Genomic DNA, 25,462 nt, shown 5'->3' on the forward strand with positions numbered 1-25,462 from the left:
TAGGCTGATTAGTATTCACTGACCCAAGAGGGGACTGCTATGTGTGCTCAACATCATCATGCCCAGCATGACGGGCATACCTCCCGTCATCGCCCAGCCACACCTTGCTGTGCCAATCCGACACACTTACCCACTCAGCACAGTGCTCATCAGTGCGACGATCAGGCTCCGTCTTGCTGTGATCATTCGACCCATGAGCACACTCATGCACAGGGGGAAACGCTGTCGCCCGATGACGATGAGGAAGGGGACAGGCCGCCCTCATCAGCCTACCAAAATCGTTGGCATGTACAGGGAATGGACTGCCCATCCTGCGCTCAAAAGATTGAAACCGCGGTTCAACGGTTACCCGGCGTCACCCGTGCTGAAGTGCGTTTTACAACAGAAAAGCTGATTGTTGATTACGAAGATCAAGCGCTCAGTGAACATATTGAAAAAGCCGTCACTCAAGCGGGTTTCACACTGGCACGACAAGCCAACGCCTCAGATCAAGCGCGCCACCCTGGTCAAGCGCGCCATTCAGATCAAATAGCCCACTCGAACCCAAACCACTCGAAGTCATATCTATTTTGGCAAGCCAATCGCCACTGGCTGCTGATTGCGTTAGGCAGCGCAATCGCCTTTATTCTTTCGCCTTGGCACCCTCAGGTTAGTCAATATTTATTCATCGTAACGTGCCTGTTAGGGCTCTTACCGATTGCGCGACACGCCTGGCAACTGATGCGAAGCGGGACGCCTTTTGCGATTGAAACTTTGATGACTGTCGCAGCCCTGGGCGCCCTTTATCTCGGCGAGACCGCCGAAGCGTCGACGGTATTGTTGCTGTTTTTAATCGGTGAACGGTTAGAAGGTGTGGCCGCGGCCCGAGCCCGTAGCGGTGTCCAGGCGCTGATGGCGCTGGTGCCCGATCAAGCCGTTAAAATTGAACAAGGACAAAGAATCACTGTCCCGGCCAGTACACTTATCCCCGGCGATCTTGTTGAAGTCTCGCCTGGTGGGCGTTTACCGGCGGATGGCCAGCTCAATGACGAAGCAGCCAGTTTTGATGAAAGCGCCCTAACGGGAGAATCGATTCCAGTCGAACGTTTTCAAGGTGAGAGGCTTCCGGCTGGTGCGGTGGCGGTTGATCGTGTGGTACGCCTCACGATCACTTCAGAACCGGGCGATAATGCCATTGATCGCATTCTTCAATTAATCGAAGACGCTGAGTCGCGAAAAGCGCCCTTAGAACGCTTCTTGGCTAAATTCAGCCGCTGGTATACACCGTTAATGATGGCGCTTGCGTTGGCGGTCGTGCTGATTCCTCCGCTCATGTTTGCACAGCCCTGGGATACCTGGATTTATCGTGGCTTGGCCATGCTATTGATTGCCTGCCCTTGTGCCTTGGTCATCTCAACACCTGCCGCCATTACCTCAGGACTGGCGGCCGGAACCCGTTTGGGAGCTTTAATCAAAGGTGGGGCCGCACTGGAGCAACTGGGTCGAATTGATACCATTGCCATTGATAAAACCGGCACGTTAACTGAAGGCAAGCCTCAGGTAACGGAAGTGCATCCCTTAGCGCATCTATCTACCGCTCAGGTACTGCAATATGCAGCCGCCATTGAAACGGGCTCAAGTCACCCGCTGGCCAAAGCACTCATCCACTATGCCACCGAACAGCTCGCGACCCCTTGGCCTGAAGCCGAGCACAAGCAAGCGCTGGCCGGTCGAGGGGTCAGTGGAGAGATCAAAGGCCAAACCTACCAACTACTGGCGCCAGCTCAACTCTCTGAACCTTTAACGGACGAAGTGTCAGCACAGGTTGAAACATTAGAAAGCCAAGGTAAAACGCTGGGGATACTGCTTGAGGCGCAAACCCCCGTGGGCTTGATTGCTTGGCAAGACACGCTGAGATCTGATGCGCTGGAGGCCGTGCAACATCTGCATGAAAAAGGCATTCGAGTGGTCATGCTGACCGGTGATAATGCCCGCAGTGCCGCCGCAATCAGCCAACGTTTGGGTATCGACTATCAGGCCGAACTCCTCCCAACAGATAAGGTCCGCTATGTCGAGCAATTGGCCCACTCCCATCAAGTCGCGATGGTGGGAGATGGCATCAATGATGCCCCAGCCATGAAGGCGGCCCATATTGGGATTGCCATGGGTAGCGGCAGTGATGTTGCCCTGGAGGCCGCCGATGCTGCGATCACGCACAATCGGCTACCCACGCTCAGTCACATGATTGAACTTTCTCAGGCCACTTTGAATAATATCCGCCAAAATATCGCCCTGGCTTTAGGCCTAAAAGCTGTGTTCCTCGTCACCAGCTTGATCGGTATCACCGGTCTTTGGGTTGCAGTGCTGGCTGACAGTGGCGCCACCGCGCTGGTCACCCTCAATGCCTTACGTTTATTGCGACATAAAGCCCGCCAATAAGTCATCAGTAAAGGCGTTCGTCGGTATCATCTGAACACAGGTTAATTCCGTTAAGGTGATACCGATTTAATGCTTTTGATATTCAATCATCGGATATTTAATCACCGGGCATTAATCACCTAATGTTCGATAACCGAATGTTCGATATCGATAGTGTTTATCATCCGGTATTGGATCCTCCTGAAAACATGAATTCATAGAATCCAACCCGCCCCTTAAAATCCATCTCTCTAAAGCTGATCGTGAACATCGATAAAAAAATAGCAAGCAACGCATGCAAAAAAATCACAAAGTGATCACACTGATCAGCGGATCAAAGGTCATTGACCCCAGCCCATTGCTCTGCACAAAAAATAAACATAGTGGCAACATAAAAGAGAAAAAAATTGGCATATAAGGTTTAATCCGTGGCGTTTATGGATGCCTAAAACGCTCCATTCTGGTGCATTTCAAAAACGAACCCAATACCAATAATAAAAATACACTTTTCATGATTGATCACTATATTAAAGCAGCATCCCTTAAAAAAAATATTATTCCCCGATTAAGAGAACCTCTATGAAAGTCATGACTCACATCCCTTTGAGATGGCGACTCCTCTTGGTGATTGCGATACCGGTCATCGCCATCGGTGGCCTGACCATCTATGCCCTCAATGTATTCGCTAGCATCAACCATGGTGTCTCCAGTATCTACAATGATCGCGTGGTGCCCTTACAAGAACTAAAATCCATTTCTGATGATTATGCAGTGCTCGTAATTGACTCTGTAAATAAAGCCAATGCCCATTTGATCACCCCTGAAGCCGCCAATAAGGCACTGGGTAAAGCACAATCCAATATTCATAAGCTGTGGCAACAGTACACTTCGACAGCACTCACACCAAGAGAAACCAAATTGGTACAAGAGGCTGAAGTGCTCTTTGCTCAGGCCGATCAAGCAATTCAAAAGGCACGAGACGTGCTCGCTTCAGCGGCCCAAACACCGGGCACAGACCTCGATGTGATTGACGGTCCCTTATACCGTGTCATTGACCCAATTACCGCTAAAATTGACGAATTAATGACCCTGCAACTCAATGTCGCGCGGGAAGAAAGACAATCCGTCGGAGTCTTATATGATCACAGCCTGGTGCTCTATCCGAGCATTGCCATCACCGTGACCATCCTAGGGTTATTACTGAGCTGGATGATTGCTCGCTCAATTAACCAGCCCATTCAAGCGATGCAAAAGGCCATGCGCCATATCACGGCCGAATCTGACTTGAGCCTGCGCATTAAGACACAAGGTCGCGATGAACTGGCGGAGCTCGGCGAAGACCTTAACCGAATGCTGACGCAGTTCGATGGCGTGATCACCCACTTATCGGCCATGTCAGATGAAGTCTCTGCTTCTGCAGAAGAGCTTTCATCTATCAACTGTAGTGCGATGGATAATGTGCAAACTCAGACAGATCAAACAGATCAAGTCGCAGCCGCCATTAACCAAATGAGCGCGACCGCTGTGCAAGCAGCACAAAGTGCTGAAGAAGTGAGAACCGCTGCCCAGCAAGCGAGAACACTGAGTAACCAGGGGCGCGATATTGGCGATCAAGGTCGTCAGGCCTTAATGAATCTTGCCAACGAGATACAAAATGTCGCGCAACAAATTGATGACTTAGAAAAGAAAAGTGCGGACATCAGTCAGGTCACTCAGGTCATTAATGATATTGCCGAACAAACCAATTTATTGGCACTCAATGCTGCCATTGAGGCGGCTCGCGCCGGAGAGCATGGCCGAGGCTTCGCCGTCGTCGCCGATGAGGTGCGCTCTTTGGCACAACGCACTCAGTCCTCAGTGGGTGAAATTACGCAAGTGGTCAACACGCTAATAGAAGGAAGCCATGAGGCGGTCACCATCATGAAAGGAGGCCTATCTCGGGTAGAAGAAAATCAGCAGATGAGCCATCAAGTCGCTCAATCCCTGCATGAGATCGGCGATGGCATTGATCACATTGTGCGTATGATCGAGCAGATTGCCAGTGCCTCTGAGCAACAGTCAGCGGCCACTGAAGAAATCAATCAAAGCTTGTCACAGATCGTCAATATCTCGGAACAGACCCTGATGGGGACCGAACAATCCACAGCCGCTAGCGAAGAGTTGGCACAATTAGCCACCACAATGAAGACACAAGTCTCTGTCTTTAAGCTTTCGGTGGCCTAAAGCTTTCGGTGACATAAAGCTCGGCGACATCACCACCACAGCACGCCCCTCACCGAGGGGCATCGCCGATAACAACGGCTGGCCAGCGCGACAAAGCGGCCAGCCGTTTTTCTTATACAGCACAGGGGGTCATCGTCGTCCCATAGAGGGCGTTCAAGCCGCAACGGATTGCGTAGCCAAGGCACATGTCATCAATACGGCACCAGGGCCGTAACTGTCATCAACAGAAGCCTGAGAGGCGGACTTAAAGCCCATCTTGGCCCAAAAGGGTGAAGAATCTTGCACTGAGACCAGTCGAATATGATCAAAATCGGCCGCTCGGGCACGCTGCATCAATTGGGCCATCATTTTCTGCCCGATCCCTTGACCGGCATAACGTGGTGATACCGCCAAATCATGAACAAATAGGCAATCCCCTTCACTTGCCGGCGGCAAAGGTGAGTAAAGCTTGGGGGGAACCGGGCTATGCCAAGCATGGGCTAATAGATAAGCCCCAATATCCTGACTTTGCATATCCTCATACACAAAGCATAAATCAGGTGATTGATGCCATTTGCTTTGTAATACCTGAAGCGGTTCAGGTTCGATCTCAGAATAAGCCTCATCTTGAAGACGCAAAATAGCGGGCCAATGAGCCTCGCGTACAGTGGTAATACTCATGGTTAGTCTCGTCATTTGATGATCAAGTATCGACCGGATTTGGCGATACAGATCCCATTAGCGGGCAACAAGCTTGTGGCTCATTCCCCTATCTCTTTATTAACCATAACTATTATACGCCTTTTTTTACTTGTCAGGGTCTATATCAAAAGCATATCAATACGACCTCATCACCTAATCAGACGCTTTGTCCAAAGAGACATCCGCCGTGCTTAACAACGTCGCTTGTTGCTGGCAAAAAGCGACGAACCGACGTAACAATGCACCATGGTATTTTTGTTTGTGCCAAATCAGGCTGAGTTGCCGGGGATAACGGTGTGTGAGTGGCAAGACCACCAAGTGCCCCAAGGCTAATCGATCATGAATCGCCAGCCGTGAAATAAAAGTCAGCCCCAAGCCATGAACGACACTGGTCATCACTGCTTCCAGTGTATTCAACTCCATCGTCGGGCCAATGGCCGTCAGCTCTGGAGCAATCCAATGATCAAACTGTTCACGGCTGCCAGAATAAGGCTCACGAATCACCCAGTGACAGTCATTCAGCATTGCGACATCCAAAGCATCGCCGGTTTGAGCCGTCTGGAGGGCCAGCGGATGATCAGGAGGCGCGACCACCACCATTTCATCCATTAACCATGGCGTCATGACTAGATCGGGGTGATGGCTTTCGCCCTCAATTAACGCTAGATCAAGCTCAAAGCGCATCAACATGTCACATAAATGATGTGTATTAGTAATTTGAACTTTGGCCTGTACTTGAGGCAAATAGCCCAGTAACACGGGCAATAAATAGTTTCCAATCGTCTGACTGGCGCCCACATGCAAGGCCCCTGTGGGCTCTCCTCCGGTATCAAATAGATGCTCAATATCCCAAGCCTGACTTAATAACGCTTCTGCCATCGGCTGTAATTGACGTCCCTGGTCATTCAACTTCAATCGTGGATGCACACGATCAAACAAGGGCGTCCCCAATCGCCGCTCTAGCTCTGCTAAAGCCTGAGACACCGCCCCCTTACTGAGAAACAGATCTGATGCGGCACCACCGAGATGCCCATGGCGCGCCACACTGGCAAACACCGCCAGTTGTTTAAGACTCAGCATTTAGTTTTCCTAAACGACGAATTTAGATCATTTAGATATCACATATAATGCATTTTTCATAGGATGGCATAACGAAAACATCTAAGAGGGATACCACTGTGATTCGCCAAACTTTAGCCCGATGCGCTACCGCTCCGACGCCCATGGCCGGTCTTGCCTTAGGGATTGGCAGTCTTGGTTGGTGCTGGGAAAATACATCCCTGTTTCATGCGACTTCATTACAAGGACAAGCTCAGGCCGTAGGAGCCGCTATCGCCAGTGTGCTGCTCTTAATTCTGACCACTAAATTTATCCTAAACCCCAAACATTTAAGCGATGATCTCGCCCATCCCGTTGTCGGAAGTGTGGTCCCTACTTTTGCGATGGCCACCATGGTGGTCTCCAAAGCGGTTGGAGGCACCGCAGGCAGTGCATTATGGATCTTCGCTGTGGGCTTGCATCTGCTGTTTCTGATCACTTTTGTCTGGCATCGAAGCCGACAGTTTGAGCTGCAACATATGCTGCCTAGCTGGTTTGTCCCACCAGTCGGCATTATTGTCGCGGCGGTCGCCAACCCTGGAGGCATATTGACGCCTGTCGCTCAGGGGCTTTTCTGGTTTGGCTTGATCAGCTATGGCCTGATGCTGCCAGTGATGTTATATCGCTTAATCTTTGCCGAAGAAGTCCCCGATGCGGCCAAGCCCACGATTGCCATACTCGCGGCACCTGCCAGCTTGTCTTTAGCAGGGTATCTGACCGTGATCGCGGCCCCGTCTCCGTTATTGGTGGATCTACTGCTGGGCGTTGCCGTACTGATGACCATGGTGATTTATCTGGCCTTTATTAAATTACTCCGCCTCCCCTTTAGCCCAGGCTATGCGGCTTTTACCTTTCCCATGGTGATTGGTGCCACAGCCTTGTATAAAGCCGCCGATATGTTTACTCAGTGGGGGGTGACCGGGCATGCCGTTGGGCAACTACAACTGCTGGCAGAGCTCGAGCTGTTGGTGGCGACGTTGCTGGTTGGCTATGTGGCGCTACGCTATCTACTCTTTTTTAATCCGTTACGCCGAGCCAAGCTTGCGTTATGAGTCTGCGATGAAGTGTTGAGGTCAAACCTCATCACTTCATCTTTCTATTTCTTTATTCATCTTATTCATCATTCCTCTCTACTCCTCTCTACTCCTCTCTACTCCTCTCTACTCCTCTCTATTTCTCTCTGCTCCTCTCTATTTCTCTCTTTATTCCTCTCTTCAACCCATGATCATCACCCCCAAGGCCTCGTCTTATAGTGGTCTTAGGTGTCGTTATTGGTCGCTATACGGGTATTGGTACAACATCGTGCCATTTCGCCAACCACCTGCTCTATCAGTATTTTTTCTACCTATCGGACCCGCCAAGTTCAAGCTCTTAAACTTTGGTTCAAGGCCCGACATGGGATCGTCATACCGTCTATTCAGCGCTCACTGATGCAAGCGCCCAAGCGGCGGGGGCTTGATCGTCAATATCCCGAATTCAGCGCCAAACCGATAACACCAGGTTATTGGTTTGGCAAAAAATAACATTAGCAGTTCGTTTCCTGCGCCCCATAGACTCAAAGCATGACGTTGACGTCACAGTGCTTGACGAAATCGTCAAGCGTAAAGGCTCACCCGGCGCCTTGCGCCTGCTCTGATGATTAACCCCAGACAGGAACCCTTATGACCACGATCACCCGAGTTGAAGCCCAGGACATTCGCTTCCCAACGTCACGAGAGTTGGATGGCTCGGATGCCATGAATGCTGCGCCTGATTATTCAGCCACTTATGTCATTTTACATACCGACAGTGGCCTCGAAGGTCATGGCCTGACCTTCACCATAGGCCGTGGTAATGACATCTGCGTGGCGGCGGTTAATGCAATGGCCTCGCAGCTTGAGGGACTGACACTGGAAGAAATTACGGCCGATATGGGTCGCTTCTGGCGCGATCAGACCAGCGGCGATAGTCAGTTACGTTGGTTAGGCCCTGAAAAGGGTGTCATGCATCTGGCTTGTGCCGCCATGATTAATGCGGTTTGGGATTTATGGGCCAAGCAGGAAGGCAAGCCACTTTGGAAGCTTTTAGTTGATATGAGCCCCGAAGCGCTGGTCCGCTGCCTGGACTTCCGTTTTGTCAGTGATGCGCTCACCCCAGAAGAGGCGTTGGCATTACTCAAGCGGTTGCAAGATAGCCGACACGAACGCGAAGCCGAATTAAAAGCACACGGTTATCCGGCCTACACCACCTCTGCAGGTTGGCTCGGCTATAGCGAAGAGAAAATGCGTCAACTGTGCCGTGAAGCCCTGGCAGAGGGTTGGGAGCATTTCAAACAGAAAGTGGGCGGCAACCTTGAAGATGACCGTCGCCGTGCCGCCATATTACGTGAAGAAATTGGTGAGCATCGCACTTTAATGATGGACGCCAACCAGGTTTGGGACGTAGATGAGGCCATCACCCAGATGCGCAGCTTGGCCGAATTCAACCCGCACTGGATCGAAGAGCCCACCAGCCCCGATGATATTCTCGGCCATGCGGAGATCCGCCGTCGCTTGCAAGGCTTTGGCGGTGTTCAAGGCATTGGCGTCGCCACTGGCGAGCATTGCCATAATCGCGTCATGTTCAAGCAGCTGATGCAAGCCGGGGCGATCGACTACTGTCAGTTGGATTCCGCGCGTCTGGGCGGGCTCAACGAAGTCATCATGGTGCTACTGCTGGCCGCGAAGTTTGATATCCCAGTCTGTCCTCATGGCGGCGGTGTCGGCCTATGCGAGTACACCCAACATATTGCCATGTTTGATTACATTGCAGTTTCAGGCAATCTCGAAGGGCGTTTGTTGGAGTATGTGGACCACTTACATGATCACTTTATTGATCCTGTACGTATCAAAACAGGTCACTACCTGGTGCCTGAAGCGCCCGGCTATAGCATCACGATGAAGCCCGAATCATTGGCGCGCCATCGTTATCCGGACGGCGAAGTCTGGCAGGAAGCCTAACACTTAAACATCATGTCCCAAGCATCACATCACAACCGTCACATCAGGAGAGATCGCATGACAATAACAACAAGCGCTCGTCCCCAGCATCTGACTCGTCCTCATGGGGTATGGCAAGGGGCGATGAAAGCGGGAGCACTGGCACTCGCCCTCGTGGGGTTATCCGCACAGGCTGCTTCAGACATGCCACCGATGCCGGAAATTACTGGCGGCAAGGTGGCCGGTAATGGGCAGGACTACACCATTCGCGTCAGTATCGGCACCACCAAAGGCGGCGCCCAATATCGTGGCGCGGAGTACTTTGAAAAAATCGTCGAGTCACGCAGTGATGGCCATGTTCAAGTTCAGCTGTTTGATAGCGCTCAGTTAGGCGATGATTTACAGGCCGTCAGCTCGTTGCAGTCTGGCACGCTGGAAATGACGCTGCCGTCCACCTCACCACTGGTCAAGATGTTCCCAGAATTTGCCGTCTTTGATTTGCCCTTCCTCTTCCCCACAACCGATGTTGTTGATCAGGTCTTTGATGGGGACATTGGTGACCAACTACTCAAAGTCGCCAGCAGCAAAGGTTTGGTGGCGATTGGTTGGTCTGAGAATGGTTATCGCCAGCTCACTAACAGTAAGCACCCGGTCTCTTCACCAGCGGATCTAGAAGGCCTCAAGATTCGCACGATGCAAAACCCGATCCATTTGGATATTTGGAGAACCTTAGGCGCCAACCCCACCCCCATGTCATTTGCAGAATTGTTCACAGCATTAGAGCAAGGCGTGGTGGATGGCCAAGAAAACCCCTGGATTACCATCCAGTCATCCAAATTCAATGAAGTGCAGCCTTACGCCACAGAAACCAACCATGTCTACACGCCCTTCATCACACTGGTCTCCAAACGCTACTGGGACCGTTTGCCCGAAGGCTATCAACAACTCTTGGTTGACGCCGCTCAGGACATGAGTCGATATGAACGCCAGGTCAGCCGTACATTAAATGATCAGATCAAACAAGAACTGAAAGATGACGGCATGCAGATTACAGAATTGACCCCCGGTCAGGTCGCCGTATTCCAGAAAAAGTTGGCACCGGTTTATGACCATTGGCGTGACCAGATCGGTGGTCAGCTGATTGATGATATCCGTGAGCTTTCCCAATAACTGACTTCATTGAAAACGCTGAGCGTCGTCTCACCCGACGCTCAGCAGGAGGCGCTGCATGCAGACATCCCCTACCTCCTCTCCCATGCCTCCATGGCTGGGCCTTCTGATTACGACGTTACGCGTTGCCGTTGGTCTACTTGTGCTGGGTGTTGTGTTCTGTGTCACCGCCAACGTATTTGGCCGTTTTGTCTTAAACACCTCTTACGCCTGGGCTGAAGAGATGTCCCGAGTGCTCTTTATTTGGCTGGTGCTATTAGGTGCGGGGCTCGGCAGCCTGGAGCGAGAGCATGTCGCCGTCACCTTTTTTCGAGATTTAGCCCCCAAAGGGCTCAAGCGTTTACTGTCGCTGTGCGTCATTGCTCTGATTTATCTGGTTTGCCTGAGTATTGGTCTGGGATTCCACGATCTGATCACAGGCTATGTCAGTGAAACCCCGATGTTAGGCATCTCCAAAATTTGGCTCTATAGCGCCATGTTAGTAATGGGCGGGCTCACATTGATTGCGAATACTTTAGCGTTAATCGACGTTTTACGAGGGCGTGACCAATGATTCTATGGAGCATTCTTGTAGGTCTGGCCCTGTGCATTCTGATTGGAATGCCCATTTCTTTCGGCCTGGGTGCCATCAGCTTATTTATTTTCTTTTATTCTGATATTCCGCTGTCGCCTTTGGTGGATCAAGCCGTCAATGGCCTCGATTCTTTTCCGCTGCTGGCCATCCCACTCTTCATTTTGGTCGGTGAGGTGATGAGTGCCGGCGGGATCGCAACGCGCTTGGTGCGTTTAGCCAGTGCCATGGTGGGCTTTGTTGCCGGAGGACTGGGCCAAGTGGCCGTCATGACCTCCATGTTCTTTGGCGGTATCAGTGGATCGGCCGTGGCCGACGCCTCTGCCGTCGGCAGTATGATGATCGAGCCGATGAAGCAACATCGCTATTCAGGCTCAATGGCGACGGCCATCGTCGTCGCCGCTTCCGTGGTCGGAATTATCATTCCGCCCTCCATTCCGATGATTTTGTTTGGCGTTGTCACCAATACCTCAATCTCAGAATTATTTCTGGCAGGTATTGTACCGGGTATTCTGATCACCGTTTGTCTAGCGGCCACCACCTATCAACAGTCTCGTCAGAATGGACGCGGCCAACCCTTTGATTTTGGTGAACTCGTCAGTGCACTGAAAGAAGCGTTATGGGCCATGCTACTGCCTGTCATTATTGTCGGCGGCATTCTGACCGGTATTTTCACACCCACCGAAAGTGCTGCGATCGCACTGGTCTACGCATTACTCGTCTCCTGCTTTATCTACCGTAGCTTGACCTTAAAAACGTTGTTTGGATTATGCATCACCACCGGCCGACTCACTGGTGTGGTGATGTTACTGTTGGCTTTTGCCAGTGTGCTGGCTTGGCTTTTGACCGCCAATATGATCCCGCAGCAATTGGTGGTGGGGCTTTCATCATTGACTGATAATAAGTTTCTACTGCTGTTAATTCTCTCCGCCTTTTTATTAGTGGTCGGCTTCTTTATGGACCTCACGCCAGCCATGGTGATTCTGGCCCCCATGATGACACCGGTCGTAGTGAAACTGGGGATTGATTCGGTTTACTTTGGGGTGCTGATGTCGTTCATCCTGGGGATTGGACTGATTACGCCACCTGTAGGCACAGTGCTGTATGTGGGATGCGGTGTCGGCAAAGTGAGCATGGAGCGCTTAGTGAAAAGCCTCCTGCCTTTCTACTTCACGCTACTGGCATTACTGGCGCTATTTTTACTGTTTCCAGGTGTTGTCCTGTGGTTCAGATGATCAGGCCACTGGGATCAGCGGCCTAGCTTATTGAATGAATGAATTCATTCAGTAAGTTCAGCAAATAAGCTCAGCGGCTTAGATCAGTCGCTGAGTTCATCTGCTTGAGTCAGCCCTAGCGAAACTCCCTTGAACCCGTTGTTTTCATATCATTGCACGAGGTCGTTTTGATGGCATCAACACCCCCTGCTCATCACCGCACAATAGCGGCATCCCAACAAGCAGAATTAGTGGCTTTTTTACAGGACACCTTAGGCCCCAAGGGCGTACTCACAGAAAAAAACGACACGGCACGTTATTGCATTGATTGGGCGGGAACGACCGGCGCAACCCCCTTGGCAGTAGCGCGCCCGGCCAATACCGAAGAGGTCGCTGCGGTCGTGCGCTATTGTCACCAGGCTCAGATTCCGATCGTGCCACAAGGAGGCGGTAGCGGCTTAGTCGCCGGCGCCTTACCTGATGCACAAAAAGCTGAGCTGGTGCTCAGCCTGGAGCGCATGCAACGTATTCGCCATCTGGACCCGTTGAATTTTTCCGTCAGTGTAGATGCTGGTTGCGTGCTGCAAACTCTCAAAGACGCGGTTGAAGCAGAAGACTTTACCTTTCCTTTGGCACTAGGCGCACAAGGCAGCTGCCAAATTGGCGGCAACATCGCGACCAATGCCGGCGGTTTGAATGTCCTGCGTTACGGTATGATGCGTGCACTTGTACTGGGGATTGAGGTCGTCTTACCTGATGGCCGCATTCTCAATGACATGAAAGCTCTGCATAAGAACAACACTGGCTACGATCTCAAACAATGGTTTATTGGGGCCGAGGGCACCTTGGGAATCGTCACCGGTGCCGTACTCAAACTCTCACCTAAGCCTACCAGCACCCGAACCGCGATGATGGCTTGTTCGGATGTCACCGCAGCCATGCGCTTATATGCCCAAGCCCGGCGCAGTTGCTGTGATTTACTCAGTGCTTTTGAATTGATCCCCAGGCGCTGTATTGAGCTGGCGATTGAGGCTTCACCTGAGTTGAGCGACCCTTTAGACACCCCATATCCTGTTTATGTGCTCATGGAACTCAGTGCCAGCGGTCCCGTCTCACTGGATAGCATGATCGAAGGGTTGTTCGAGGCGGGATTGACTGATGGCCTACTGTTAGATGGCGTTTTAGCCTCAAGTGACACTCAAGCCAATCAATTATGGATGATTCGCGAAGCCATGTTGGAAGGCCAACAATTACACGGGCTGCACTTGCGCACCGATATTGGTCTGCCGATCTCGGCACTAAGCGACTTTCATCAGCAAGCCAGCGCCATGGTGCACGCGCATAGCCCTGAATCAGAAGTGATTGCCTACGGACATGTCGGTGATGGCAACCTGCACTTCAACATTCTGCCGCCCCCTCAACTCAATGAAGACGAGAAAGCAGCGGTTTTGCACAACTTAGAGATGCGTTTGTTTGCACTGGTCCCCCAGTTCAATGGCAGCATCAGTGCTGAACATGGTATTGGTCGCCTTAAACAGGCACCTTTCCTGGAAACACTCGATGAGACTGAGCGCCAGTTGATGCAACAACTTAAACTGTTGCTGGATCCCGATGAGCTGATGTGTCCCGGACGCATCCTGCCCCGTCAATCTCAGCGCAGCAGTGACTCGGTTTTCTGATCAAGCGGCCCACCACGCAAACGCAGTACATCAGTGCGTGGTGGTGCACCAAACTGGCGGCTGTAATCGCGGCTGAAATGTGACGGGCTCTCATATCCCACACGGAAGCTCGCGGTAGACGCCTCAATCCCTTCACTTAACATCAAACGACGCGCCTCATGTAGGCGCAGTTTTTTTTGAAATTGCAAAGGCGACATCCGCGTCACCTGTTTAAAACCATGAAAAAGTGAGGACTCACTCATATTGGCCATCGTGGCCAAATCGCCCATTTTCAAGGGCTCATGGAAACGATCTTTTAACAGCGTAATCACTTTCGAAATACGGTGTATTTGACTATCGGCAGTGGCAAACCGACGCATACGTCCGCCCATTTCACTGACTAATGCCCAATATAAAATCTCCCGATGGACAAGCGGTGCAAGAATGCGGGCATCACGCGGAGAATCCAACAACTGAACCAAACGTAGAATCGCATTCACCATTGACGCACCAGCCTGCGCTCGGCATAGCCCGCAAGCCAACTCAGGACAAGGCGCCTCTGAAAGCGGGGGCAGTTCATCCCCAAGCGCCATAACCAAATCGGCCACCTCGGGGGGAGCGATGTTAATTTTAACCCCCAGATAAGGCTGCTCAGGAGAGGCTTTTGTGACCTTCGCCAAAACAGGCAAATGCACTGAGGTAAACAAGCAGCTCAAGGGTCCATAAGTCATCTGTCGATCCCCCAGCCACAACACCTTTTCACCTTGGGCAATCAAGCAAATCGCCGGATCATAAATGGATGATCCCAAACACGTCATGGGACTATCCACACGCAATAGTTCTAAACCTGGAATCGTTGTAGACGTGATGCCCTCAGCACTCGCCCAAGGCTTCACATGCTGAGCAAGCTGCTGACTTAACTGCAACATGTCATCGGTGAGAGGTAGTGGGGACCCGGGTTCTGAAGATTCTGGTTCTAAAAACCCTGACTCTAAAAAACCTGGCTCTAAAGGCTTTGATTTCGAATGCTTTGATTTCGAAAGCTTTGATTTTAAAGACCATGGCACTGGCGAGGCAGAATCTAGCATAACGGAGAGCCCTCATCGGCGATTAGCGACGTTACACGCCTGGGAAAACGCTGCCCAGTATAAGCAACATCATGGGCCTAATAGTTGCCCAAGCAATAAAATGCAGGATTAGGCAAGCATCCAGCAGAGATCAGCAAGTCAGGACTTCAACCTTCCCATCACCTTAACGTCACATTGTTGCCGCGTCTGTTATCCGGTTGATTGTGACGCCATGAAGACTGCTCACGCACTGCAGGATCAGGCAAGGATAGCCGAGAAATCGGATAACGCGAATTCGTCAGATCCGCTTACATTGGCTCACCTTCATGACGTCCCGATAGCCGTTCGCCCCATCATTCAAACCGAATTGACTGAGCCTCAGTGCTCTGAGCGGCGCGACGTCAGCATGCGAAACTGTCACCCCATGCAGGAACTGCATCCGATGAAAGCTTACGTATCTACGACTCGTTTATTCAAAAACGACGGCTTCAAAGCCCATGTATTAACAACCCATGTATTAAAAACCCGCCCACTCAAGGCGGTCACTCTCATGATGGGCTTGATCACAGCGGCCCTATTGACCGGCTGCCAATCTGACGAAAAAAATCAGGCCGCCTCATCACAACAGCCCCCCGAAGTCGATGTCGTGACCCTTCAAGCCGAGCCTGTCACGCTGAAAGAAACCTTTACCGGGCGCTTGGAATCCCCACAAACGGTAGCGTTACGCCCACGCGTCACGGGTTACATCGATCAAGTCGTCTTTAAAGAAGGCGAAACCGTCGCCGCAGGTGATCTGCTCTTCCAGATCGATCCCCGGCCTTATCAAGCCAAATTGCAGGCCGCTCAAGCCGCGTTGGATCAAGCTAAAAGTCAGCTACAGCTGGCCGAAGCCGAAGCGTCTAGAGGCCAACGCTTACTCAATAGTCACGCCATTGCTCAAGAATTGAATGACCAACGCCAAGCCACATTATTGAATGCTCAAGCCAGTGTAGAAGGCGCTCAGGCGGCACTAGACAGCGCCCGGCTCGATTTAACTTACACTCGAATCACTGCCCCGATCAGTGGACGCATTGGCCGCGCATTAGTCACCCAAGGCAATCTGGCCAGCGCCAATCAAACCTTGTTAACGACCCTGGTGTCGGTTGATCCGTTATATGTCTATTTCAACAGCAATGAATCCAGCATCCAGGGTATTCATCAGCAGCAAACCCTCACAACATCAGTCGCCATCGGCGTTACAGGTGAAACCGGATTCCCCCATCAGGGCCGTCTCGACTTTATTGATAATCAACTCAATGCCAACACCGGGACACTCCGTTATCGCGCCGTACTACCGAACCCGCAAGAACAGCTTAAACCTGGACAGTTTGCACGGGTGAATGTCCCCGTCGCCCAACATCAAGCAGCCCTTGTGCTAGACCGAAAGGCCGTAATCGCCGACCAGGCAAGACGCTTTGTTTATGTGATCAATGATGAACAAAAAGCCATACCTCACCCGGTCACACTAGGGCAGACCGTCGGTAATCGCGTCATGATCACCTCAGGGCTCCAAGCTGGAGATCGCGTGGTGGTGAATGGCATCCAAAAGATCTTTTTTGCCGGTATGCCGGTGACCCCTCATTCAGTCGAAGGCCATTCACTAATCCCTGATGCACTAACCCCTGATTCACCGGTCTCTGATTCAGCCACCTCTGAAGTCGCCGCCACTGCACCTTAAGAGGCCACTTCCCCCCGTACCCATCACCGCCCTGACTTCTTTAGGCCGTATTAGAACGCCAGCGGTCATCAACCGCTGACGAGGACACTTTTGCCTATGAACTTTTCCAGATTCTTTGTAGACCGACCTATTTTTGCGGCCGTTCTGTCTATCATCATGCTCGCAGTGGGCGCGATTTCGATCCCCCTGTTACCCATTAGCGAATACCCCGAAGTGGTGCCCCCTTCGGTTCAGGTCCGCACCGTCTACCCGGGTGCCAACCCCAAAGAGATCGCCGAAACCGTCGCGACGCCTTTGGAAGAAGCCATCAACGGGGTCGAAGACATGATGTACTTCAAGTCTGTCGCTGGGTCTGATGGGGTCTTGCAAATGACCATTACCTTTCGCCCAGGCACCAATGCCGAAGAGGCCACGGTGCGGGTACAAAACCGCGTCAGTCAGGCGCTGGCCCGCTTGCCAGAGGCCGTTCGGCGCCAAGGGGTCACCACCCAAAAACAATCACCCACTTTTTTGATGGTGGTCCACCTAGTCTCCCCTGATCAGCGTTACGACACCCTCTATCTACGCAACTATGCGCGTCTGCATGTCCGCGATCAGTTAGCGCGCATTATGGGGGTGGGAGAAGCGCAAGTGTTTGGCGGCGGTGATTATGCGATGCGCGTCTGGATTGACCCTGATAAGGCCGCAGCCAGAGGCCTAACGGCCAGCGATATCGTTAATGCTATCCAAGAACAAAATGTGCAAGTATCGGCCGGTCAATTAGGCGCCGAACCGATTGGCGATAGCGATTTTCTGACCCTGATTAACGCGAAAGGGCGGCTCAGCACTGCAGAAGAGTTCGGCAATATCGTCCTGAAGGCGGGTTCAAATGGGGAAATTCTGCAGCTTAAAGATGTTGCTCGGCTGGAAATGGGCGCTGGAGACTATACTTTACGCTCACAACTGGATGGTCACGATGCGGTCGGGATTGGGATCTTCCAAGCACCGGGGGCTAATGCACTGGAAATACGCGATCAGGTGATCGCCAAGATGGATGAACTGTCCCAGCAGTTCCCTGCCGGTGTCGAGTACCGCGCCGTTTATGACACCACTTTATTTGTCACAGATTCAATCCACTCGGTGATTCAAACACTGGTCGAAGCGATCATTCTGGTCGTGCTGGTGGTGACACTCTTTTTGCAAACTTGGCGGGCCTCCATTATTCCGCTGCTGGCTGTGCCGGTCTCCGTGATCGGTACTTTTGCCGTTCTCTATGTTCTGGGCTATTCCATTAACACTTTAACGTTATTTGGCTTAGTCCTGGCCATTGGGATTGTCGTCGATGATGCCATCGTTGTGGTCGAAAATGTTGAGCGCAACATTGAGGCTGGCTTGTCCCCCAAAGCCGCAGCTCATCAGGCCATGAAAGAGGTCTCAGGGCCTATTGTTGCCATTGGATTGGTGCTATGTGCGGTGTTTATCCCAATGGCGTTTCTCTCTGGCGTCACGGGGCAATTCTATCGTCAATTCGCTGTCACGATTGCCATCTCAACCGTGATTTCGACGATTAACTCACTGACCTTGTCTCCGGCGTTATCCGCCATGCTGCTCAAGCCGCATGATGCAAAGCCAGATCGCTTAACTCGGATCATCAATGTCTGTTTAGGCTGGCTATTTCGTCCCTTCAACCGGATTTTTAATGCCAGTGCTCATCGTTATCAGGGGGCGGTCTCACACAGTTTTCGCCGACGTGGTGCGGTGTTTGTAATCTATTTGCTACTACTGGGTGCCACCGGCTTTATGTTTAAGTCAGTCCCCTCAGGATTTATCCCAGTTCAGGATAAAATGTATCTGATTGCTGGCGTTAAACTCCCTGAAGGGGCCTCAATCGAGCGAACCGATGCCTTACTGAACCAGGTCATCCAATTGGCCCAATCGACCGAAGGTGTGGCCCATGCCATTGCCTTTCCTGGCTTGAATGCCCTGCAATTTACCAATACCAGTAACACCGGCTTGGTCTTCTTGACCCTGACGCCTTTTGAACAGCGTACACGCACAGCAGAAGCCATTAATGCTGAAATTAGCCAGAAGATCGCCAGCTTAAAAGAAGGGATCGCCTTTTCTTTTATGCCGCCACCGATTCTGGGACTGGGTAATGGTTCGGGCTATCAAATGTTTATTGAAGATCGTGCTGGCTTAGGCTTCGGGCCGCTCCAAGAGACGGTCAATGCACTGCAAGGTCGGATTATGCAAACCCCTGGCATGACCTATCCCATCACCAGTTATCAGGCCAATGTGCCGCAGCTAGACGCCGATGTTGATCGCTTAAAAGCCAAGGCTCAAGGCGTCGCTATCACCGATCTATTTGCCACACTGCAAACCTATCTGGGCTCGACTTATGTCAATGATTTCAATCGCTTTGGCCGCACCTGGCAAGTCATAGCACAAGCCGATGCGCCTTATCGCGATAGTATTGAAGATATTGCCCGGCTCAGAACCCGCAATGCCAATGGTGAGATGGTCCCTATTGGTTCGATGGTCAGTATTCAGCAAAGCTTTGGACCTGATCCAGTGTTGCGCTATAACGGCTATCCTGCGGCCGATCTCGCCGGTGAGACCGATCCCCGTTTGCTGTCATCGACACAAGCAATGGATCAACTCAATGCCATTGCCGATAAGATCATGCCGGCAGGTATGCACTTGGAATGGACCGATTTAAGCTATCAGCAGGCCACTCAAGGCAATGCTGCGCTGATCGTATTTCCGTTGGCGGTGTTACTGGTATTCTTAGTGCTTGCCGCCCTTTACGAGAGCTGGACCTTACCTCTGGCGGTCATTCTGATTGTCCCGATGTGTATGCTCTCAGCCCTAATAGGCGTTTGGTATGCCCATGGTGATGTCAATATTTTCGTCCAAGTCGGCTTGGTCGTACTCATTGGTTTGGCCTGTAAGAATGCCATCTTAATTGTTGAGTTTGCCCGTGAGCTGGAGTTCGAGGGATACGGTATCACTGCCGCAGCGCTCGAAGCGTGTCGGCTTAGATTACGCCCGATCATTATGACGTCCATCACCTTCACCGCCGCCGTTATTCCACTGGTCTTAAGCGAAGGTGCTGGTGCTGAAGTCCGTCACGCACTGGGCGTAGCGGTATTCGCAGGCATGTTGGGCGTCACTTTATTTGGGCTCTTCCTAACCCCTGTTTTTTATGTCGCATTGCGCAAACTATCAGGGCCTTTAAAACACCCTCGTGCTTCCACCATGACAGGGGAAATAACCGACGAAGGTCATACGCCTCAATAACCCGCCCTCTCCGTTGAGGCGCAACTGAAGCGCGTCACTGGCTTGGCCTTAAAAAATGCTCAGGGCAAGCCCATAAAACGTTGAAAGCTCAGCACCACCTGCTGATTCAACGTTTGGGCTTGCTCGGCGGTTAACGTCGGCCAGTGCAACGCGAACCATTGATCCGCCTCACGGGCCATGGCAAAGACCATCGGCGCCAGCAAACTTAAAGGCAGGTCTTGGCGAATCACCCCAATGACCTGACCTCTGCGGAGTAATTGCTCAAGCTGCTCAAACAAGCCATCCCAAAGCGGTTTAAGCGCCGCAATGCTCTGTGGGCTGTCGTAACAACGACGCGCCAACGCCGCTAATCGCTCATCTTGGCTTAAACACGTCGAGACACGCGCAAAAAGCACTGACAAGGCCTCCCAAAATTGGTCAGGTTCAGCCTCCATCACCGCCTGGGGATTCAACTGTGTCGTCAGCCGCGCCATCGCTCTGGCCATCACGGCATAATAGAGATCCGCTTTACCGGCAATATAGTGATAGGCCTGCCCTTTACTCATGCCCGCCTGTTTTAGAATCCGATTGATCGAAGCCTGCTCGTAACCATGTTCGGCGAACTCATGCTCTGCCGGGTCAAGTAATTGAACTTGCCTCTCAACGGGTAGCGCTTGTAAACGTTCTCGTGGGGTCAACACCATTCATCCTATTGTGGCTGATGAGATCTTGCGACTCATCACACGGCGTCACGCGTGATACTCGCTTATTCACGACATCAAAAAACACTTCACTTGCTTTAGACTGCTGGTCTAATATGCAGTTAGACCTCTAGTCTAAAACAAGGATTAAAGGCCATCCACTGAAATGGCCACTCAATGAAATGAACCTGATGAAATAAGCCTGATCACCGACTACTCATCGATTAAGGAGAATCCCTAATGCGTTCGCGCGGTGTAAATCATATTGAACTCTCGGTGTTGGACTATGACGCCTCAATTGCCTTTTATGACCAGCTATTTGGATGGCTAGGCTATAAAAGTTTCTGGACACTCGATCTGGGATACCGCTCAACCTATTACATGGCGCGCTTTCCTATGCCACACAGCTACATTGGCATTCAACCCGCACACAGCGGTGAAAAACTGCACCATGAAGCACGCCCGGTGGGCCTTCACCACCTAGCCTTATGGGCGAAGAATCGAAAGGAAGTTGATCAGTTTCATCAGCAATTCTTATTACCCCAAGGCCTCAAAGTCACTGAAGCCCCGGCAGAATATCCGCTATATGCTCCTGGGTATTATGGGGTTTTCTTTGATGACCCCATCAATGGCTTTCACCTAGAACTGGCCCATATTCCCAAACTGCCCGGGCTCGGCGCCTATCGACGCTGGAAGAAAGCCCTGGCAGAGGCCCGCAAGCAACATCCGGAATGGTCAGGAGGGTTCATGAAAGAAGCCATTCGCACGCTTCCAAATAAGCATCAATAACACCCTCATTTGACCTGCACCATGGCCACTCAACCGCAGTGGCCAGCACAGGCCCCATACAGACCGATACCGAGAAAGGTGGAATAAAAAAGAGAAGCTATAGAGAAGAGAACCATCAGCCAAGTAGCAATGTCAGCGCAAGAGCACTCAGCAGCGAGCGCGAAGAAAAAGCGCATTGTTCTGAAAATTCAGATAAAACTTGAAAGATGAAAAAAATCTAAATATAAAACATTATCATTAGCAGTATTAAGATAACATGAATAATTGCATTGCGACTTTTCTCATCTTTGCTCTTGAGGTTGACCGATGTCCCCGCTTTCCCATGATCCTCACTTTCAGCCCCTATCTTCACAAAAAACATCACAAAAACGATCACCACAGCACACTCGACAGGGTCTAAGCTTTTGCCTCTCCAGCCTACTGCTGAGTTCAACGATACCGGCCTTGGCCGCAGATGAAGCCTCCACCACACAACAATCTGAAACAATGGTGATCGTCGGCACTGCCACCAAGGTGGAGACTCCCTTGGTCGAGACCCCTCGCCCGGTCTCCAGCGTTGATCGCGCAGAGCTGGATGACCGAAATGTACAGCAGCTGGACGAAACGTTCCGTTATCGTGCAGGCATACTTTCCGGGCATTACGGTTCTGATAATGATACGGATTGGCTCAAGATCCGAGGATTTGATCAATCCACTTACCAAGATGGCTTACGTATTTATCGAGAAGGTTTCTATCAATGGTTACCTGAGCCCTATGGGATGGATCGTGTCGATGTCTTTAAAGGCCCCTCTTCCATTCTCTATGGCGAGGCGCCTCCCGGTGGCTTGGTCAACATCATCAGTAAGCGCCCGACCGAAAATGCTCAAGGCCATATTGATCTACAATGGGGTAACCGGAATCATCGCATGCTGGGCATCGACACTGCCGGCCCAGTGAACGCAGATCACAGTATTCGATACCGCCTAGTGGGCATGGCAAAATCTCGCGATGGTGATTTAGACCATACCGAAAATGATCGCTATTACCTCGCTCCGAGCCTGGCCGTTGATTTCAGTGAAGACACCCGCATGACATTCCTGGCCAGCTTCCAGAAAGATGATGGTGTACCCACTAATGCCTTCAAAATGCCTTATGGCACCATTCACGATACCCCGTTTGGCAAAGTTGACCCCAAAACCAGCTACGGCGAACCCGATTATGATAAAGCCGATCGGACTCAAACTTCGTTAGGTTACGAGCTGCGCCACCGCCTCAATGACACCTGGCGCTTCGAACAAGACTTACGTTACAGCCACTTGGATTTGGAACTGCGCAGCACTTATATGCTGTCCCAGTTAGATGATCGGATGGGCGCACGCGGTTTGGTTTACCGCGATGGCGATATTGACAGCTGGACAATTGATAACCGACTAATCGGCCAATGGTTCACCGAACACACCGAAAATACACTGCTGATCGGTCTGGACTACCAGAACTTGAACCTAGACGGCAAAGAAGCGGATATTTATGGCTTCGGCGACCCGGTGGACTTATTTAAACCGGCATATGGCCATTATACGCCCGTCGCTTCAAGTGATTTAATTCACCGCGAAATCGATAAAGAACAAACTGGGGTTTACTTACAGAACCAACTCCGCATTGATGATCGCTGGGTCTTGCTGGCCGGTGTGCGTTATGACAAAGCGGAGACCGATAATCATAACCGTACCGCCAAGAGCGTCGAACGTTCAGATGACGATCAACTGTCATGGTCGGGTGGCGCCATGTATCTCGGCCCCCATGGGATCAACCCCTATGTAAGCTACACCGAGTCTTTTGATCCCGTCGGTCGCGTCGATGCCGACGGCCGTTTGTATGATCCTCGTGAAGGTCGGCAATGGGAACTGGGCGTTAAGATGGCACCACGAGACTGGGATGGCTATATTTCTGCCGCCGTATTTGACTTAAAAGAAGATAACACCCTGGTCACCCAAGCGGGGGGCTATCAGGCTCAAGCGGGCGAACGCCAATCCACCGGTTTTGAGTTAGAAAGTGTCGGCTATATCACCGATCACCTAAAAACCACACTGGCATACACTTATACGGACGCCGAACTAGAAAACGACAAGCGCGCCGCCTTGATTCCGCGCCACCAGGCTTCGGCTTGGCTAGACTATAACTTTGCCACACTGCTGCCTGGGCTGGCGCTCGGTGGCGGGGTTCGCTACATCGGCGAAAGTGTCGATGGTGACACAACCGTCCCTGATTACACCCTCGTCGATGCCATGGCACGTTACAGCTTTGCGCAACACTGGCGTGCTCAGGTTAACGTGAATAACCTGACCGACAAGGAATACGTCGCTAGCTGTGACTATTGGTGCTACTACGGTGAATCACGCAGTATTATCGGTAGCCTGACTTACCAGTGGTAACCGCTTGTCCTCGGTCGGTCATACTCGATCAGTGAGACCAAGTTCGTGATCCATCGCAAGCCCGCGGAATCAGCCGCGGGCTTATTGTGATACCTCCCCCCATATCAACACATGATACTCCGCGGTTCGCTGTGCTAGAGTAATCGGGACAGATGCACGATTGCGCAAGACGGCAAGTTCTCAAGTGAAGCCAAACCAAAGTGAGGAGCTCACAATGGAATCAAAAGCGACACAGGAAGATTACGAACAGCTTAAAGCCGATATGCAACTGCTGAGAGATGATCTGGCTAAACTCAGTAAGACGGTGGTTGAAGGACAAAAAGACCACATCTCACAGCTCAGAGAGGAACTACAACGTGAAGGCAGTGCCGCACTGAAAAAGGCGCGTCATCACGCAGATGAATCGATTGAGCGTGTCCGTGATAACAGCCAGAAAGTGATCGGCGAGGTGGAAAAGAAAATTGAAGACCGTCCATTTCTCACCGTCGTGCTGGTTTTTCTCGCCGGGATGCTGCTGGGGAAATGGTTTGACCGCTAACGCTGGTAACCGATGATTTCACGAGAGGAACTTCAGACCTTATTACGTAAGGCGTTAGCTGCGGTCATCGGTGCCTTACTGGGATTGATACTGCTCAGCGTATTGTTGATCGGCGGTATCATTCTCTTGTTAAAAGGCGCTTTATTAGGCCTAACCCCTTGGTTAGGCCAAGCCGGTGCTTATGGGGTGACCGGTTCGATCTGCTTAGCATTACTCGGGTTGTTTTTTGTCCGCTTATTACATCGCTCCACGGGGTCATCATCGACGGAGTCTTCTCAACCAGATTCAAAACCATCCTCAATACAACGATTACGCCAGCTCATCCGACAAAATCCTTGGGAAGCCTTACTGATTGCCTTCACATTAGGCTTGATCGAGCGTACGGATCCTCATCTGAGGAAATTACTGTTGCAGGGTGGCCTGGCATTATTTAACCAATCTGAAGACGAGGCCACGGATGAGGCTGAATCGACAGAAGCCTCCGCAGACGCCACTGACCTCGATAGCTCGTCGGTGAATGACTCACCTACGAATCCGTAACCCCTTAAGACCCCTATTGCTCAACCCCCTCCGATTTGCCAAGCGCCTTACAATGATATACATTGGATATCATTGCGATATACATATTAGACATTATGCTAGCTAGCGTGATGATAAATGAGTCAGTATTCGCGCTAAAAGTCCCAAGACATCACATAGCGAGAACCCCGCTTGAGTAAGTCTAAAAAGATTGCGAGCACGCAAGATGAAGTACAAGCAGCGCCAAACTCAGAGAAACCAAAATCAACACAAAAGAAAAAGACATCCAAGAATGATGCACAATTGTTGATCAGAATGAATAGCCAAGAAAGAGCGGAATTTTTAGCACTTTGCGATGAACTTGATACCAGTGCAGCTAGAGAGATTCGCAAGTTTATTCGACGTTTTATACGTCAAAACCAAAGTAGTGATGAAGACTGAGACGAGCGTCTCATTCACTACTTGAGTGAGCAAAACCAGGCACTCAATGGC

19 protein-coding genes are annotated in these 25,462 nt (G+C 51.3%); 15 read left to right on the top strand and 4 right to left on the bottom strand.

Annotated features, from left to right (window positions below; all coding sequences use genetic code 11):
• Positions 1–39 precede the first annotated feature (39 nt).
• Both BFW38_RS11535 and BFW38_RS11540 read left to right on the top strand, forming a co-directional pair.
• Complete coding sequence (locus BFW38_RS11535) at positions 40–2,418, top strand: zinc/cadmium/mercury/lead-transporting ATPase (RefSeq protein WP_068998870.1); 2,379 nt, start codon at positions 40–42, stop codon at positions 2,416–2,418.
• A 558-nt stretch (positions 2,419–2,976) separates the two neighbouring features.
• A complete protein-coding gene (locus BFW38_RS11540) occupies positions 2,977–4,620 on the top strand; it encodes a methyl-accepting chemotaxis protein (protein ID WP_068998872.1) in 1,644 nt (547 codons plus the stop codon).
• A gap of 153 nt (positions 4,621–4,773) precedes the next feature.
• Here BFW38_RS11540 and BFW38_RS11545 read toward each other — a convergent pair whose 3' ends face one another.
• Positions 4,774–5,280 carry a GNAT family N-acetyltransferase gene (locus BFW38_RS11545; RefSeq protein WP_068998874.1) on the bottom strand — a complete coding sequence of 169 codons (507 nt, stop codon included), beginning with the start codon at positions 5,278–5,280 and terminating at the stop codon, positions 4,774–4,776.
• A 174-nt stretch (positions 5,281–5,454) separates the two neighbouring features.
• Positions 5,455–6,381, bottom strand: a complete 927-nt coding sequence (locus BFW38_RS11550; protein ID WP_068998877.1) for a LysR substrate-binding domain-containing protein — start codon at positions 6,379–6,381, stop codon at positions 5,455–5,457.
• Positions 6,382–6,479: 98 nt separating this feature from the next.
• Here BFW38_RS11550 and BFW38_RS11555 point away from each other — a divergent pair, with 98 nt between their 5' ends.
• From BFW38_RS11555 to BFW38_RS11580, 6 genes are all read left to right on the top strand, one after another.
• Positions 6,480–7,451: a TDT family transporter gene (locus BFW38_RS11555; RefSeq protein ID WP_068998879.1), complete on the top strand. Its 972-nt coding sequence runs from the start codon at positions 6,480–6,482 to the stop codon at positions 7,449–7,451.
• A gap of 609 nt (positions 7,452–8,060) precedes the next feature.
• Complete coding sequence (locus BFW38_RS11560; protein WP_068998881.1) at positions 8,061–9,377, top strand: L-fuconate dehydratase; 1,317 nt, start codon at positions 8,061–8,063, stop codon at positions 9,375–9,377.
• 57 nt (positions 9,378–9,434) lie between these two features.
• Positions 9,435–10,526 (top strand): TRAP transporter substrate-binding protein, encoded by a 1,092-nt coding sequence (locus BFW38_RS11565; protein ID WP_245686140.1) that lies wholly within the window; start codon positions 9,435–9,437, stop codon positions 10,524–10,526.
• Positions 10,527–10,584: 58 nt separating this feature from the next.
• On the top strand, positions 10,585–11,079 hold the full coding sequence (locus tag BFW38_RS11570; RefSeq protein ID WP_068998883.1) for a TRAP transporter small permease: 495 nt from the start codon (positions 10,585–10,587) through the stop codon (positions 11,077–11,079).
• Complete coding sequence (locus BFW38_RS11575; RefSeq protein WP_139116616.1) at positions 11,076–12,332, top strand: TRAP transporter large permease; 1,257 nt, start codon at positions 11,076–11,078, stop codon at positions 12,330–12,332. The genes BFW38_RS11570 and BFW38_RS11575 overlap by 4 nt, the downstream gene beginning before the upstream one ends.
• A gap of 170 nt (positions 12,333–12,502) precedes the next feature.
• The gene (locus BFW38_RS11580; RefSeq protein WP_084004611.1) at positions 12,503–13,990 is read left to right on the top strand and encodes an FAD-binding oxidoreductase; all 1,488 of its coding nucleotides are present in this window, start codon (positions 12,503–12,505) and stop codon (positions 13,988–13,990) included.
• On the opposite strand, the gene BFW38_RS11585 is transcribed toward BFW38_RS11580, so the two are convergent.
• Positions 13,963–14,898 carry an AraC family transcriptional regulator gene (locus BFW38_RS11585; RefSeq protein ID WP_069000423.1) on the bottom strand — a complete coding sequence of 312 codons (936 nt, stop codon included), beginning with the start codon at positions 14,896–14,898 and terminating at the stop codon, positions 13,963–13,965. The two genes, BFW38_RS11580 and BFW38_RS11585, sit on opposite strands and share 28 nt — an antisense overlap.
• A gap of 580 nt (positions 14,899–15,478) precedes the next feature.
• Between BFW38_RS11585 and BFW38_RS11590 the strand changes: the two genes are divergently transcribed.
• Positions 15,479–16,753: an efflux RND transporter periplasmic adaptor subunit gene (locus tag BFW38_RS11590; RefSeq protein ID WP_084004612.1), complete on the top strand. Its 1,275-nt coding sequence runs from the start codon at positions 15,479–15,481 to the stop codon at positions 16,751–16,753.
• A gap of 96 nt (positions 16,754–16,849) precedes the next feature.
• A complete protein-coding gene (locus BFW38_RS11595; protein ID WP_068998885.1) occupies positions 16,850–20,032 on the top strand; it encodes an efflux RND transporter permease subunit in 3,183 nt (1,060 codons plus the stop codon).
• Positions 20,033–20,091: 59 nt separating this feature from the next.
• Here BFW38_RS11595 and BFW38_RS11600 read toward each other — a convergent pair whose 3' ends face one another.
• Positions 20,092–20,709 carry a TetR/AcrR family transcriptional regulator gene (locus tag BFW38_RS11600; protein ID WP_218186411.1) on the bottom strand — a complete coding sequence of 206 codons (618 nt, stop codon included), beginning with the start codon at positions 20,707–20,709 and terminating at the stop codon, positions 20,092–20,094.
• A gap of 243 nt (positions 20,710–20,952) precedes the next feature.
• On the opposite strand from BFW38_RS11600, the gene BFW38_RS11605 reads away from it, so the two are divergent.
• The 5 genes from BFW38_RS11605 (at position 20,953) to BFW38_RS17760 (ending at position 25,411) form a co-directional block, all read left to right on the top strand.
• On the top strand, positions 20,953–21,501 hold the full coding sequence (locus tag BFW38_RS11605) for a VOC family protein (RefSeq protein WP_068998889.1): 549 nt from the start codon (positions 20,953–20,955) through the stop codon (positions 21,499–21,501).
• A gap of 306 nt (positions 21,502–21,807) precedes the next feature.
• A complete protein-coding gene (locus BFW38_RS11610) occupies positions 21,808–23,913 on the top strand; it encodes a TonB-dependent siderophore receptor (protein ID WP_084004613.1) in 2,106 nt (701 codons plus the stop codon).
• A 214-nt stretch (positions 23,914–24,127) separates the two neighbouring features.
• A complete protein-coding gene (locus BFW38_RS11615; protein WP_068998891.1) occupies positions 24,128–24,451 on the top strand; it encodes an ElaB/YgaM/YqjD family protein in 324 nt (107 codons plus the stop codon).
• 12 nt (positions 24,452–24,463) lie between these two features.
• Positions 24,464–24,991, top strand: a complete 528-nt coding sequence (locus tag BFW38_RS11620; RefSeq protein ID WP_068998893.1) for a hypothetical protein — start codon at positions 24,464–24,466, stop codon at positions 24,989–24,991.
• A gap of 171 nt (positions 24,992–25,162) precedes the next feature.
• Entirely contained in the window at positions 25,163–25,411 is a 249-nt protein-coding gene (locus BFW38_RS17760; protein ID WP_245686141.1) for a hypothetical protein, read from the top strand.
• Positions 25,412–25,462 lie beyond the last annotated feature (51 nt).

It is taken from the genome of Terasakiispira papahanaumokuakeensis (assembly GCF_001709345.1).
Taxonomy (GTDB): Bacteria; Pseudomonadota; Gammaproteobacteria; order Pseudomonadales; family Halomonadaceae; genus Terasakiispira; species Terasakiispira papahanaumokuakeensis.

Excerpts from the sequence above, each read along its gene's own strand:
- BFW38_RS11615 (WP_068998891.1), top strand. The coding sequence starts at position 24,128 with ATGGAATCAAAAGCGACACAGGAAGATTACGAACAGCTTAAAGCCGAT.
- BFW38_RS11580 (WP_084004611.1), top strand. The coding sequence starts at position 12,503 with ATGGCATCAACACCCCCTGCTCATCACCGCACAATAGCGGCATCCCAA.
- BFW38_RS11570 (WP_068998883.1), top strand. The coding sequence starts at position 10,585 with ATGCAGACATCCCCTACCTCCTCTCCCATGCCTCCATGGCTGGGCCTT.
- BFW38_RS11535 (WP_068998870.1), top strand. The coding sequence starts at position 40 with ATGTGTGCTCAACATCATCATGCCCAGCATGACGGGCATACCTCCCGT.
- BFW38_RS11595 (WP_068998885.1), top strand. The coding sequence starts at position 16,850 with ATGAACTTTTCCAGATTCTTTGTAGACCGACCTATTTTTGCGGCCGTT.
- BFW38_RS11590 (WP_084004612.1), top strand. The coding sequence starts at position 15,479 with ATGAAAGCTTACGTATCTACGACTCGTTTATTCAAAAACGACGGCTTC.
- BFW38_RS11610 (WP_084004613.1), top strand. The coding sequence starts at position 21,808 with ATGTCCCCGCTTTCCCATGATCCTCACTTTCAGCCCCTATCTTCACAA.
- BFW38_RS11585 (WP_069000423.1), bottom strand. The coding sequence starts at position 14,898 with ATGTTGCAGTTAAGTCAGCAGCTTGCTCAGCATGTGAAGCCTTGGGCG.
- BFW38_RS11545 (WP_068998874.1), bottom strand. The coding sequence starts at position 5,280 with ATGAGTATTACCACTGTACGCGAGGCTCATTGGCCCGCTATTTTGCGT.
- BFW38_RS11540 (WP_068998872.1), top strand. The coding sequence starts at position 2,977 with ATGAAAGTCATGACTCACATCCCTTTGAGATGGCGACTCCTCTTGGTG.
- BFW38_RS11575 (WP_139116616.1), top strand. The coding sequence starts at position 11,076 with ATGATTCTATGGAGCATTCTTGTAGGTCTGGCCCTGTGCATTCTGATT.
- BFW38_RS11605 (WP_068998889.1), top strand. The coding sequence starts at position 20,953 with ATGCGTTCGCGCGGTGTAAATCATATTGAACTCTCGGTGTTGGACTAT.
- BFW38_RS11550 (WP_068998877.1), bottom strand. The coding sequence starts at position 6,381 with ATGCTGAGTCTTAAACAACTGGCGGTGTTTGCCAGTGTGGCGCGCCAT.
- BFW38_RS11560 (WP_068998881.1), top strand. The coding sequence starts at position 8,061 with ATGACCACGATCACCCGAGTTGAAGCCCAGGACATTCGCTTCCCAACG.
- BFW38_RS11565 (WP_245686140.1), top strand. The coding sequence starts at position 9,435 with ATGACAATAACAACAAGCGCTCGTCCCCAGCATCTGACTCGTCCTCAT.
- BFW38_RS11620 (WP_068998893.1), top strand. The coding sequence starts at position 24,464 with ATGATTTCACGAGAGGAACTTCAGACCTTATTACGTAAGGCGTTAGCT.